A 14246-nucleotide genomic window follows, 5' to 3' on the forward strand; every position below is an offset into this window, starting at 1 on the left:
GCTTCCTGCCAGTATTTACCTATGAACTTCGCCTTTATTGCGGGTGCAAAAGTAGCACCTTTTATTCGTTTTGCAAGTTTTTTGGTAACTTTTTTTTGATATTTTCTTAACCCAAAAGCTAACTCCTTGCGAAACACTACTTTGAGTTGAAACTTTTTTTTGACCCTAGCCACCAATCCTTAACAAAACCTTATTCAACCATTACTTTCGCCCCTTAATCACAAAAAACATATCGCACCTATTATATATACGTATATATATTGTATGTATTTTGAGAAACTTCTATATTTGCGGACATAAATTTTATACGATGATAAAGATTACGTTACCCGATGGGTCAGTTAAGGAGTTTGCACAAGGTGTAACTCCGATGGATGTTGCGAAAAGCATTAGTGAAGGATTAGCCAGAAATGTTATTTCTGCTTCTTTTAACGGAACTACTGTTGAAACGACGACATCACTAACGACGGACGGGTCACTCATATTATATACATGGAATGACATAGAAGGCAAAAAAGCTTTCTGGCATTCTACATCCCACGTTATGGCTCAAGCCTTAGAGGAGTTATTCCCTGGAATCAAACTAACTTTAGGACCGGCTATTGATAACGGGTTTTATTATGATGTAGATTTTGGGGACCAAAAGATTACCGATGCTGATTTTAAAAGAATCGAGGATCGTGTTCTTGAAATTTCCCGCGAAAAGCATGAATTCAAAATGCGTTCTGTTTCAAAAGCAGAAGCATTGGCTATATATAAGGACAACGAATACAAGACTGAATTAATCCAGAATCTTGAAGACGGAACAATTACATTCTGCGACCATGCAACTTTCAGCGATTTATGCCGAGGTGGACATATTCCAAATACAGGAATCATCAAGGCCATGAAAATCATGAGCATTGCCGGCGCTTATTGGAGAGGAGACGAGAAAAATAAGCAATTGACCCGCGTTTATGGAATTTCATTCCCTAAACAGAAAGACCTGACTGATTATCTTGAATTGTTAGAAGAGGCCAAAAGACGTGACCATAGAAAACTAGGAAAGGAATTGGAATTGTTTGCTTTTTCACAAAAAGTAGGACAAGGTCTTCCATTGTGGCTACCAAAAGGCGCTGCTTTGAGAGACCGTTTGGAACAGTTCCTGAAAAAGGCACAAAAGAAAGCGGGTTACGAACAAGTAGTAACACCACATATCGGACAAAAAGAATTGTATGTAACTTCAGGCCACTATGAAAAGTATGGCGCTGATAGTTTCCAGCCCATCCACACCCCTGCTGAAGGAGAGGAATTTTTATTGAAACCGATGAATTGTCCTCACCACTGCGAAATCTTCAATGCAAGACCCTGGTCATACAAAGATTTACCTAAGCGTTATGCAGAATTTGGTACAGTATATAGATATGAGCAGTCAGGTGAGCTTCACGGCTTGACTCGTGTTCGCGGGTTTACTCAAGATGATGCGCATATTTTCTGTACTCCGGAGCAATTGGATGAAGAGTTCAAAAAAGTAATCGACCTGGTACTTTATGTATTTGGTTCTTTAGGATTCGAAAACTTTACCGCCCAGATATCTTTAAGAGACAAAGAAAACAGATCAAAATATATAGGTACGGAAGAAAACTGGGAAAAGGCAGAAAACGCGATTATCAATGCAGCAAGAGACAAAGGGTTGAATACTGTTGTTGAATATGGCGAAGCGGCTTTCTATGGCCCTAAACTGGATTTCATGGTAAAAGATGCCTTGGGAAGACAGTGGCAGTTAGGAACCATCCAGGTAGACTATAATCTTCCGGAGCGTTTTGACCTGACTTACAAAGGTTCTGACAACGAATTGCACCGTCCTGTAATGATTCACAGAGCACCATTCGGATCGATGGAGCGATTCATTGCTATTTTGCTGGAACATACAGCTGGAAATTTCCCGATTTGGCTAATGCCGGAACAGGCTATTATATTGTCTTTGAGCGAGAAATATGAAAATTATGCGAAAAAAGTTTTAGATTTGCTAGAAAATCACGAAATTCGCGCCCTAATTGATAATAGAAACGAAACAATAGGCAAAAAAATCAGGGAGGCTGAAGTACAGAAATACCCATTTATGCTGATTGTAGGCGAAGAAGAAGAGAAAAACGGAACCGTTTCTGTACGTCGTCACGGACAGGAAGGTAAAGGAAATATCAGCGTTACAATTGAAGAATTTGCCGCTATTGTCGATGAAGAAATAAAAAAGACATTAAAAACATTTGGAGTTTAACTTAAAATTTTAGAGCCATAGCAATAAGAAACAACAGAGGTCAACAACCTCGAGTAGAAAAGAAAGATGCACACAGAATCAACAACCTGATTCGTGTCCCGGAAGTACGCCTTGTAGGAGACAACGTAGAGCCGAAAGTTTATAAGACTTCTGAGGCACTAAGGATGGCAGAAGAGCAGGAACTTGACCTGGTTGAGATTTCTCCGAATGCAGAACCTCCGGTTTGTAAAATCATGGATTATAAGAAATTCCTTTACATGCAAAAAAAGCGCGAAAAGGAATTGAAAGCAAAATCTACTCAAATTACAGTAAAGGAAATTCGTTTCGGTCCGCAAACAGATGAGCACGATTACGAATTCAAAAGAAAAAATGCTGAGAAGTTCCTTAAAGAGGGTTCTAAGCTAAAAGCTTTTGTTTTCTTCAAGGGTCGTTCGATTATCTATAAAGACCAGGGACAAATTCTTTTATTGCGTTTGGCTCAGGATTTAGAGGAATTCGGAAAAGTAGAAGCTTTGCCAATTTTAGAAGGAAAGAGAATGATTATGTTCATTGCTCCTAAGAAAAAGAAATAAGTCAAAAAATTAAAAGTCACAAAGAAATAAGTCGTAAAGGAAAAAGTAGTAAAGTCGGATATTCAATATTAGCTTATCAACTTTAAGACTTTCAAACCTTAATACTTTGCAACTTTAGACTAAAGAATAAGTAAGTAAGACAATTCAAATACACTAGGAAAAGATGCCTAAAATGAAAACTAAATCTAGCGCCAAAAAACGTTTCAAAGTTACTGGTTCTGGAAAAATCAAAAGAAAGCACGCTTTCAAAAGTCACATTTTGACTAAGAAATCTAAAAAGCGTAAACTAGCGTTAACTCACTCTGCATTGGTTCACCAATCTGACGTGAAAAGCGTTAAAGAACAATTAAGAATTATCTAATACGTCGAAGGTTAGAAAGTCTTAAAGTCATTGACCTTAGATTTTACAATATTTGACTATAAATATTCTTTAGGTTAAAACAATTAAATAACCTTGGAGTACGGCTTATAAGATCCTTTGATTAAATTCAGGACGCCTGCTACAAAAAAACATTAAAATTATGCCAAGATCAGTAAATTCAGTTGCTAAAAGAGCAAGAAGAAAAAAGATAATGAAGCAAGCCAAAGGTTTCTTTGGCAGACGTAAAAACGTTTGGACAGTTGCGAAAAACGCGGTTGAGAAAGCAATGGCTTATGCTTACCGCGACAGAAAACAGAATAAGAGAAATTTCCGCGCTTTGTGGATTCAACGTATCAACGCTGGAGCCAGATTGGAAGGAATGTCTTATTCTCAATTCATGGGTAAAGTAAAAGCTAACGGAATCGAATTGAACAGAAAAGTTCTTGCAGATTTGGCTATGAACCACCCTGAAGCTTTCAAAGCTATACTTAACAAAGTAAAATAAACGTTTTATAAATCTATTTGTCTTACTTACTTATAAAGAAACCATCTCGAAAGAGGTGGTTTTTTTGTTATTGCTATATTTGCCTTATGAATCCTTTACTCCAACATATACGAAAGTTTATTGCTTTAGACAATTGGGAAGCAGAAACCGTACTATCGTATTTTGAAACCGAAAGTTTCAGGAAGAAGCAGATTATGTTGGAAGAAGGGCAAATCTGCAACAAACAATATTTCATCACAAAAGGATGCGTGCGCTTTTATATCAACAACCGTAAAGGTGTTGAGCAGACCTTGCAATTTGGAATTGAGAATTGGTGGATTGCTGATTATTTGAGTTTCCAGGAACAAATCCCTTCTCATTTTTACATACAGGCCATAGAACCCATTGAGACACTTTCTATAGATCGCAAATCGTTTGAAGCCTTATTACTGGAATTGCCTAAACTCGAAAGATACTTCCGGTTAATCATTCAAAAATCATTTGGCGCTTCGCAAACCCGAATCAAATATCTCTTTACGATGTCTGCCGAAGAACGCTACCATCACATGAATTCAAGATTTCCTGAATTTATACAGCGCGTTCCACAATATATGCTTGCCTCCTATCTTGATTTTTCTCCTGAATTTCTGAGTAAAATCAGGGCGGGCAAAGTCTAATCTGTTTTCTTGAAGTACTTCAAGTTTTTTCCAATCCATCTTACGGAACTTTGTCGTGAACTTTAAAACACATCAAAATGGAAACCAGAGTAAATATTTTAAAGACGGCTCCTGAGGCCTATAAAGCAATGATGGGATTAGAGAAATTCCTTGCTTCTACTTCATTAAACCCAATCCACAAAGAACTCATCAAAATCCGCGCTTCGCAAATTAACGGTTGTGCCTACTGTATTAATATGCATACGAGAGACGCCCGTAAAATGGGTGAAACCGAGCAAAGAATCTATCTATTGAATGCCTGGAGAGAAACCCAACTCTATACAGAAGAAGAGCAGGCAATTTTAGCCATGACCGAAGAGATTACCCTAATCCAGAATCACTTGTCAAAAGCTACCTACGACAATGCCCGAAGATTATTTGACGAAGAATATATTGCTGCTATTATTATGATGATTACGACAATCAATGCGTGGAACCGCATCGCAATTTCTACAGAAATGGCATTAGACTAAATGAAAAAAAGCCCGGCAATTGCCGGGCTTTTTTATAGTTTCTATTGAAAAACCTCTTCTGTAGTTCCATCGTAACTGGCAAACACCATACTCGGATGTGAATCCTGATGGCAGATTGTTCCATCTTTATCAATGGCAATTGCACCGGCAAAACCGTCAAAAGGTTTCAGTTCCTTAAATGTTTTTTCAAAGGCCTGTTTTAAAGAAAATCCATCGGTTACACGGGTTACGATCTTAGCTGCGACTGCTCCGCTTACAATATCTTCCCCAACACCGGTCAGGCTTACACCACAAAATTCATTGGCATAATTTCCTGCAACGGTAGCCGAATCCGATATCCTTCCCGGCATTTCAAAGCCTTTGCCTCCGGTTGATGTCGCAACAGCTATTTTTCCTTCACCGTCTAAAGCAACACAGCCAACAGTTCCGGTTCCGGTAGCTTTTACTTTTGCCTCATACTCTGTCCTTCTTTGAGGAATTTCTGTAGAAAACACTTCAAAACCGTGCTTTCGGGCAAAGTTTGTTGCGCCACTCCCACCCAAAACCTTATCGTCATAATCCTGCAAAATCCGGGCAACCTGGATTGGGTTTTTTACTTCCTCAATATTAATGACTCCGCTCATCTTGTGTGTTGAACCATCCATTAAGGAGGCGCTCATTCTGATTTTCCCATCACTTTGTATCTGGGAACCTATTCCGGCATTGAACAGTTCATCATCTTCCAAAAGAGAAACCGCATACACCACTGTTTCTAAAGCAGAATGCGTCTTTAGAAATTCATACGAATCTTTTACGATACGCAACAGTGCATTTTGCTTGGCTACTTTGGTTTCCTGGCTGGTGGATGACTCCGAAAAGAATCCTCCGTGGATTATAATTTTCATTCCTAAACGTATTGAGAGGATTGGATGTGCATTTTATTCGTTTTGAGGTCATAGGTATCATATTTGCTCATCACGTGTACAATCAGGTTGTTGATTGAGATTGGCTGTCCGAGTTCAACCTGCGTAAGATTGGTATCTTTTATTTGATGTCCGTCAACCAGAATAACCAATCCTGAACCTATAGCTTCCATTTTGTCATCTATAATCAGCAGTCCCGTATCTTCTCCCAATCCTACTCCCAGCACTTTAGGATTTCCTACAACTGCCTGAAACAGTCTTCCAATTCTTCCCCTTTGAACAAAATGCGTGTCAATAATAACATCGTCAATAAGTCCAAGTCCGCTCGTAATTTTTACTTCTCCTTTTAATAATGCTTCAGAACTGCTTCCCTGATAAATCATATTGTTAGAAGCTGCCGCAGCTCCTGCTGATGTTCCGGCATACACAAAATCTTCATTTTTGTATTTATCAAGAAGTATATCGTGGAATTCTGTTCCACCTAAAATAGAGGTCAATCTTAACTGATCGCCTCCCGTAAACATGACAACATCTGCATCCCTGAGTCTTTTCAGTATTTCAGGATCTGTTGCCTGTTCTCTCTTTTCAATATGAAGAACGTCAACATTGGTTGCATTCAGATATTGCAATGCTTTTACATATTCAGGACCTACTTCTCTGGGTATTTTTGAAGCCGTAGTGATAACTTCTATTCTTGATTTTTCTTTATGTTTTGATTCGGTCAAAAGCCTTTTTAAAATTCCTGTTTCAAAGAAATTCAGGTTATTGGCTACATTGGCATCAAAACTGGCTTCTGTAAAACTTCCTTTATCTACAGCACCTCCAATGATCATTAATTTTCCTTTTATATTCATTTCAAATGGTATGTGAATTCCGTAAAAATAACCAAAAACTTAAAAAACGCAATTAAACGCGTAATATTTATTTAAACTTTTGACAATTTAGTCCAAACAATAGTTTTATAGTAAAAATTTAAAAAAATTTTGATTGATATTTTAAAAAAATTATTTTAGTAGAAATTTATTTTAATTTTTTTAACGAAATCCGTATACAATAGCTACAATCCTGTAGCAAACGGCACACAATAATCTATAATTCCTTACATGCTAAACAATTACACTTTTAATTAACTTACTTAACCCATCCGTTTATGAAAATACTTAAAATACAAGCCTTACGCGGGCCAAATATTTGGAGCGTCCGCAGAAAAAAATTAATCCAGATGCGTTTGGATCTTGAAGAAATGGAACAATATCCAACGAATAAGATCGACGGATTTAAAGAGAGAATCGAAGCCATGTTTCCCACCATGTATGAACACCGATGTTCAGAAGGTGTACCCGGAGGTTTTTTCATGCGAATTGAAAGAGGGACATGGATGGGACATGTTATTGAACATATTGCTTTGGAAATCCAGACATTGGCCGGAATGGAAACCGGATTTGGAAGAACCCGTGAAACCAAAACTCCCGGTGTCTATAATGTGGTTTTCAGTTATACCGAAGAAAACGTAGGGCTTTTTGCCGCTGAATCTGCCGTAGCAATTGCCGAATCACTGATAGCCGGCACAGATTATGACCTGGAAGCCGATATTCAAAAAATGCGTGAAATCAGAGAACGCGACCGTTTAGGACCAAGTACAGGAAGTATTGTCGAAGAGGCCGTTGCCAGAGATATTCCGTGGATTCGTCTGGGAACTAATTCTTTGGTGCAGTTGGGTTATGGCATTAACCAGATGCGTTTTCAGGCAACAATTACCTGCAAAACAAGTAGTATTGCAGTAGATATTGCCTGTAATAAGGAGGAAACCAAAAGGATGCTGGACAATGCCTCTATTCCTGTGGCCAAAGGTTCTATTTGTGTAGACGAAGAAGACTTGCAAAATACGATTGATAAAATAGGTTATCCTATTGTTATAAAACCTTTGGATGGCAATCATGGAAAAGGGGCTTCTATTAATGTGACGAATTATGAAGATGCAAAAGCCGGACTGGCCTATGCCCAAAAATACAGTCGCAGGGTTATTGTAGAAAAATTTATCACCGGATTTGATTTCAGGGTATTGGTGATTGACAATAAAGTAGTTGCAGCCGCACAAAGAGTTCCTGCCCACGTTAAAGGAAACGGCACCAATACTATTGAACAGTTGATTGAGATTGAAAACCAGGATCCACGCAGAGGTTACGGACACGAAAACGTACTTACAGAAATTACGGTAGATCGCGATACGACCGATCTTTTGGAAAAGATGAATTATACTTTAGAAACTGTTCCCCGCAAAGGAGAAATTGTCTATCTGAAATCTACTGCCAACCTGAGCACCGGAGGAACTTCTGTTGATGTTACCGATATGATGCATCCCGAAAACATCTTCCTTTCTGAACGAATTTCGAGGGTTATTGGGTTGGATATTTGCGGTATTGATATTATGGCCGAAAATCTGACGCAACCTTTGAACGAAAACGGCGGTGTTATTTTAGAGGTTAATGCAGCTCCCGGTTTCAGGATGCACCTTGCTCCTTCTGAAGGATTGCCAAGAAATGTTGCTTCGCCTGTAATTGACATGCTCTATCCGCCAGGAAAGCCTAGCCGTATTCCTATTATTGCCGTTACCGGTACGAACGGGAAGACTACAACAACCCGACTCCTTGCCCATATCGTTAAGAATAACGGATATAAAGTTGGATTCACTACTTCCGACGGTATCTACATCCAAAACCATATGCTGGAAAAAGGTGACACAACCGGGCCTATCAGTACCGAATACATTCTTAAAGACCCTACTGTAGAGTTTGCCGTATTAGAAACTGCCCGTGGCGGAATACTCCGTTCCGGCCTTGGTTTTAGCCGTTGTGACATTGGCATCATTACCAATATTTCTGCTGACCATTTAGGATTGAGTGATATTGATACGCTTTCGGATTTGGCACGTGTAAAGAAAGTTGTTGTCCGAAGCGTAAAAAAAGACGGCTGGGCTATCTTAAATGCCGATGATGAAGAGTGTGTAAAAATTGCTTCTGAACTGGAATGCAATGTGGCTTATTTCAGTATGGATGAAGAGAATCCGCTGATTAAAAAGTTAGGAAAAGAAGGAAGAATTGTAGCTGTTTATGAAAACGGATATATTACTATAAAAAAAGGCGATTGGAAAATACGTGTTGAAAAAGCCGCGCATATTCCACTTACGTTAGGCGGAAAGGCAAAATTCATGATTGCCAATGTACTTGCAGCTACCCTCGCATCTTATTTATGGGGCTTTAAGACAGAGGATATCAGCCTTTCACTTCAAACCTTTATTCCAAGCGTTGCCCAAACTCCGGGACGTATGAACATTTTTGAATTCAAAAAATTCAAAGTCATGATTGATTTCGCCCATAATCCTTCAGGATATATGGCTATTGAAGATTTACTGAACAACATCGAGGCTTCCCGAAAAATAGGAATTATTGCAGGTGTGGGCGACAGACGTGATGAAGACATCAAGGAATGTGGAATGATTGCAGGCAGAATGTTTGACCATATTATTATCCGACAGGAAAAACATCTTAGAGGAAGAACAGAAGAAGAAATCATCAATTTGATTTTGGAAGGAATCGAAGAATCCGGAAGAGATATCACCTACGAAATCATACCTAAAGAAACCGAAGCTATTAAACATGCCATCAATAGTGCCGATGAAGGAACTTTTATCACCGCATTAAGCGATGTCGTAACCAATGCCATCGAAATTGTCCAACAGTATCTGGATAAGGAAAATGAAGATGGGTTAATTTAAAAATTCCAAAAAAGCTGTTTAGTGCAATCTCATTAAACAGCTTTATTTTTTATAATTATTTTAATTAATTAGTATATTTACAACAAATCTATTAACTAATAACTAAAATAATTATGAATAAAACTACTCTACTATTTTTTTTCTTTAGTTTTTCTCTCTTTGCTCAAAACTCAGATTGGAGTTGGGTCAAGAGTTTTGAAAATTTCCACGCCGGTAGTATTACCGGTTCTTTTATGGATAATCAGAAAAACATTTACCACATTGGATCATTCAATTCTCCATCATTAACAATAGGAGGAACTGTAATTACAAATTCTAGCGAAGTATCTCCAAATCCTAACTTGAAATATAACGACACCTATATTACTAAACATGATTCTGAAGGAAATCTTGTATTTGTAAAGCATTTTATTGGATCAAAAATTGAAATCCTAACTTCTATCGCTTATGATAATAACAATAGTTTCTATGTTACAGGAACTTATAGTGGTAACATAACTATTGGTAATGTTACCTATCAAACTCCAGAAACTATGAATAAATGCTTTCTGGCAAAATTAGACTTAAACGGGAATGTCATCTGGAGCAAGCCTCTTAATTATAGTGGAAATACGACACTAAAATTCAAGGGCAATAATTTATATATGGCAGGAATTCATTCCGGCGATACATTTACAATTGATAATCTAACGACACCAAGTGTAGGATATACTGCGGTAGTCAACAATATGGATAAGATTTTTGTTGCCAAACTTGATTTGTCAGGAAATGCCATTTGGTTAAAGTCATCTACTTATACCGGAACAGCAACTATCAGTGACTATCATAGATTGGGAACAAAAGTAAAGGCATTAGCAGTGGACAATTTGGGCAATGTATATGTTGCAGGAGATATTTTTTCCCGTTCGTCAACTTTTGGTTCGATCACAATCACAAAAACTGTAACCAACGCTAATTCCAATTTGTTTATTGTCAAATATGACAGTGAGGGTAATGTTGCGTGGGCTAATACAGCTCCAACAAATTCCGCGGCCAATAGTGTTGTTTCCGATCTGGCTACTGATAGCAATAATAACATCTATCTTCTCGGATCTATTTATAGTTCATCAACCAACTTTGGCGGGATATCTTTAAATTTTCCAGGTAATTATGGTTCTTTTCTTGTAAAATATGCCACGGGCGGTAGTGTTATTTGGGCCAAAGCAGGAAAATTAGCTTCAGATGCACAGCCCAATACCGGATTAGGATATAATTTTTTCGATCGTATGTATATTGATAATGACAATAATATACATGTAACAGGAATTTTCGCAAATTATATAAATTTTGGAAATAATATGGTCATGCAAACGACCAATTGGGCAGGTAATCTTTTTTCTATAAAATATGATAGTAACGGTAATGCCAGCGATTTTTATAAAATTACAGAAGCTGCTAATTCCAGATATTCTCAAATCCTTGATGTCACCGGAGATATTTTTTATTATACCGGATATGTAGGAGACACAACTTTTGTTTTGGGAGATGTTACTATTACTAATGGAGCGCTTAATCCACAAACCTATATTGGAAAAAGAGATAAAAGGCTAAGCATTGAAGAACATTCCGGAAACGATTTTACTATCTATCCTAACCCATCGCAAGAACAAATGTATGTTTCCGGATTGGATGGTGCAGAAAATAAGATATTCTCTGTATTTGATATGACAGGAAAAAGAATAAAATCTTTGGAATCTACCAATAATATAACCACAATTGATGTCAAAGACCTAGCCGCCGGTACTTATGTCTTAAAGATTGAAAACGGTACCATCCAAAAAAACATCAAATTTGTAAAAAGATAAACGAAATAAAATAATGACAGGAGCCCAAATCTCCAACTGTTTGAAGTAATTATTCTATTTCAAACAGTTGGAGATTTTTTAAATCATTTAATTAATTCTTATATTTATTCCCTAAGAACTCCCTAAAAATTAAATAATAATGAAGAAAACTACTCTTTTTCTTTTATTTTTCTACACTTTTCTAAATGCTCAAACCTCTGATTGGAGCTGGGCCAAAAGTTTTCCAAATATCAATGTTGCCATTACTGACTCCTTCATGGATAGTCAAAAGAACATCTACCACATTGGTGTCTTCAATTCTGAAACATTAACTATTGGAGGAACTGTTATTACTAATTCCAGCGAAGTATCGCCAATTACCAATGCAAAATACCAGGATACTTATATTACCAAACATGATTCTGATGGTAACCTGCTTTTTGTAAAGCATTTTCCTGGCTCAAAAATCGATGGTTTTACCTCGATTGCTTATGATAACAATAATCATTTTTATGTTACCGGATATTTTAATGGCAACATTACACTGGGTACAAACATATTACAATCCCAAAATGATGAAATGAAATCCTTTTTGGCCAAACTTGACTTGAATGGAAATGTAGTCTGGAGCAAAGTAATGGATTATCATGGTGCCCCTATTTTAAAATTCAAAGACAATAACCTATACCTTACCGGAACACATACGGGTAATACCTATACGATCGACAACATCACAACACCAAGTGCAGGTTACACAGCAGTTATAAGCTTTATGGACAAGGTCTTTGTTGCCAAATTTGACACTTCCGGAAATGCAATCTGGTTAAAATCGTCAACCTATAACGGAAGTTCTTCTATTAATGAGCCACACAGAGTAGGTACACAACCAAAAGCCATTACTGTAGACAATCTTGGAAATGTATATATAGCCGGAATGGTTTTCTGTAGGTCTACAACATTCGGTTCCATAACGATTAACAAATCCGTGACCAACAATAATGCTAATTTATTTATTACGAAATATGATAGTAACGGAACCGTTCTCTGGGCATCGTCCGCTCCAACCAATTCTACATCACACACTACCGTTACTGATGTAGTAACTGACAGCAACAATAATATTTTCCTATGCGGTCAGGTATATAACAGCCAAATTGGTTTTGGAGGAACTACGCTAAACATTGGTAGCGGCCAGGGCTCCTTTCTTACAAAATATGCCCCTGCCGGAAATGTACTTTGGGCGAAAGCTGCAAAAATAGCGACAGATACACAGCCTGGCATAGGTAACGGAATGAATTCTTTCGAAAGGCTATTTGTTGATAGCAATAATAACATTCATGTTACAGGTATATTTATAAAAATTATCAATTTTGGAAATAATTTTGTTTTTGAAAACAATAACAATACGGGTATTAGCAATCTGTTTTCTGTAAAATACGATACGAATGGAAATCCAAGTGATTTTTATAAAATTACGGAAGCCAATAATTCCAGAGAAATTAAAATTCTGGATGTTTCAGATAATGAAAATGTGTATTACTATCAAGGAAGAACACCTGAAAGTACTCTGCTTCTGGGAGATATTACAATTGCCAATCCTGCTAATCTCCAACTTACTTATTTTGGAAAGAGAGACAAACGTTTAAGTACAGAAGAACATTTTGTAAAAAACTTTATGCTCTATCCAAACCCATCGCAGGAGCAAATTTATATTTCCGGCATGGCTTCTTCATCCGAAAATATGTTTTTCACTATTTATGACATGGGCGGAAAGAAAATAAAATCTCAAGAAGCTACAAATGAAGACATAATGACCATCGATATTAAAGACCTGGCTTCAGGAAGCTACGTCTTGAAAATAGAAGGTGTTACTGCTCAAAAAAGCATACAGTTTGTAAAAAACTAAGGTATTCTAAATAGTCAAAAAAGTCCCAAGTTGAACTTGGGACTTTTTTTATCAGAAGATAGACATTCCGGTTTTAGTGGTAAACAATTCCAAAGCATTCATGCCCAGTTCTGAATTTCCTTTTTCATTAAGACGCGGATTCCAAGCTACTATTGTAAAATGCTTAGGAAACAGGGCTGCTATTCCTCCGCCAATACCACTTTTCCCGGGAAGCCCAACTTTATAGGTAAATTCACCTGATTCATCATAAAAACCACAAGTTTGCATCAGGGCATTTAGTCGTTTGACATTACTTTTTGATAAAATCTGCTTTCCATCCATCGTTTTTCCTTCGTTGGCAAAAAAATAAAATGAATGTGCCAGTTCCTTACAGGTCATTTCTATGGAGCATTGGTGGAAATAAAAATCCAAAACTGTTTCAACATCGTTTACAATATTGCCAAACGATTTCAAAAAGTTAGCCAAAGCCGCATTTCTGTAACCTGTCTCTTTTTCGGATTGTGCCACTTTTAAATTGAAGTCTATTTCCTGTGTACCCGAAATGGTCCTTATAAAAGCCAAAAAATCTTCTTTGGGATGTTTTAAATGCGAAACCAGCATGTCTGCTATAACTAAAGCTCCTGCATTTATAAATGGATTTCGGGGAATTCCTTTTTCAAATTCCAATTGTACCAGAGAATTAAAAGCCGTGCCAGAAGGCTCAACTCCTACTCTTTTCCAAATTTCTTCACCCATAAAAGAAAAAGCCAGGGCTACGGTTAACGCTTTGGAAACACTCTGTATCGAAAATTTTTCATTGCTGTCGCCTATTCCGAAGTCTTGCCCCTTAATTGTTGTGAGATGAATTCCGAATTTATCAGGATTTACCTTTGATAATTGCGGAATTGTTTGAGCAACATTGCCTATTTGCGGAAGCGATTTGGCTTCAAGGTAAACCTCTTGCAGTATTTTTTGATAATTCATTCCGTTAAAAAGAT

At 37.3% G+C, this 14246-nt stretch carries 12 protein-coding genes; 9 read left to right on the forward strand and 3 right to left on the reverse strand.

The window, feature by feature from the left end; genetic code table 11:
• Positions 1-310: 310 nt before the first annotated feature.
• From thrS to ASG38_RS14440, 6 genes are all read left to right on the forward strand, one after another.
• On the forward strand, positions 311-2257 hold the full coding sequence (gene thrS, locus ASG38_RS14420) for a threonine--tRNA ligase (RefSeq protein WP_056072562.1): 1947 nt from the start codon (positions 311-313) through the stop codon (positions 2255-2257).
• Positions 2258-2280: 23 nt separating this feature from the next.
• Positions 2281-2829, forward strand: a complete 549-nt coding sequence (gene infC / locus ASG38_RS14425; protein ID WP_082482234.1) for a translation initiation factor IF-3 — start codon at positions 2281-2283, stop codon at positions 2827-2829.
• 163 nt (positions 2830-2992) lie between these two features.
• Positions 2993-3190: a 50S ribosomal protein L35 gene (gene rpmI, locus ASG38_RS17500; RefSeq protein ID WP_014164268.1), complete on the forward strand. Its 198-nt coding sequence runs from the start codon at positions 2993-2995 to the stop codon at positions 3188-3190.
• 160 nt (positions 3191-3350) lie between these two features.
• Positions 3351-3695 carry a 50S ribosomal protein L20 gene (rplT, locus tag ASG38_RS14430; protein WP_056072568.1) on the forward strand — a complete coding sequence of 115 codons (345 nt, stop codon included), beginning with the start codon at positions 3351-3353 and terminating at the stop codon, positions 3693-3695.
• Between the two features lie 86 nt (positions 3696-3781).
• Entirely contained in the window at positions 3782-4351 is a 570-nt protein-coding gene (locus ASG38_RS14435; RefSeq protein WP_056072571.1) for a Crp/Fnr family transcriptional regulator, read from the forward strand.
• Between the two features lie 77 nt (positions 4352-4428).
• Complete coding sequence (locus ASG38_RS14440; RefSeq protein ID WP_056072574.1) at positions 4429-4863, forward strand: carboxymuconolactone decarboxylase family protein; 435 nt, start codon at positions 4429-4431, stop codon at positions 4861-4863.
• A 41-nt stretch (positions 4864-4904) separates the two neighbouring features.
• Here ASG38_RS14440 and ASG38_RS14445 read toward each other — a convergent pair whose 3' ends face one another.
• Positions 4905-5747, reverse strand: a complete 843-nt coding sequence (locus ASG38_RS14445; protein ID WP_056072577.1) for an isoaspartyl peptidase/L-asparaginase — start codon at positions 5745-5747, stop codon at positions 4905-4907.
• Positions 5748-5749: 2 nt separating this feature from the next.
• The gene (locus ASG38_RS14450; RefSeq protein ID WP_056072581.1) at positions 5750-6619 is read right to left on the reverse strand and encodes a cyanophycinase; all 870 of its coding nucleotides are present in this window, start codon (positions 6617-6619) and stop codon (positions 5750-5752) included.
• Between the two features lie 296 nt (positions 6620-6915).
• Between ASG38_RS14450 and cphA the strand changes: the two genes are divergently transcribed.
• From cphA to ASG38_RS14465, 3 genes are all read left to right on the forward strand, one after another.
• Complete coding sequence (cphA, locus tag ASG38_RS14455; protein WP_056072583.1) at positions 6916-9540, forward strand: cyanophycin synthetase; 2625 nt, start codon at positions 6916-6918, stop codon at positions 9538-9540.
• A gap of 113 nt (positions 9541-9653) precedes the next feature.
• Complete coding sequence (locus ASG38_RS14460) at positions 9654-11384, forward strand: T9SS type A sorting domain-containing protein (RefSeq protein WP_082482235.1); 1731 nt, start codon at positions 9654-9656, stop codon at positions 11382-11384.
• A gap of 139 nt (positions 11385-11523) precedes the next feature.
• Entirely contained in the window at positions 11524-13269 is a 1746-nt protein-coding gene (locus ASG38_RS14465; protein ID WP_056072590.1) for a T9SS type A sorting domain-containing protein, read from the forward strand.
• Positions 13270-13320: 51 nt separating this feature from the next.
• On the opposite strand, the gene ASG38_RS14470 is transcribed toward ASG38_RS14465, so the two are convergent.
• Positions 13321-14232, reverse strand: a complete 912-nt coding sequence (locus ASG38_RS14470) for a glutaminase (RefSeq protein WP_056072593.1) — start codon at positions 14230-14232, stop codon at positions 13321-13323.
• Between the last annotated feature and the right edge of the window lie 14 nt (positions 14233-14246).

Origin of the sequence: Flavobacterium sp. Leaf359, assembly GCF_001423985.1 — a bacterium.
GTDB lineage: Bacteria > Bacteroidota > Bacteroidia > Flavobacteriales > Flavobacteriaceae > Flavobacterium > Flavobacterium lindanitolerans.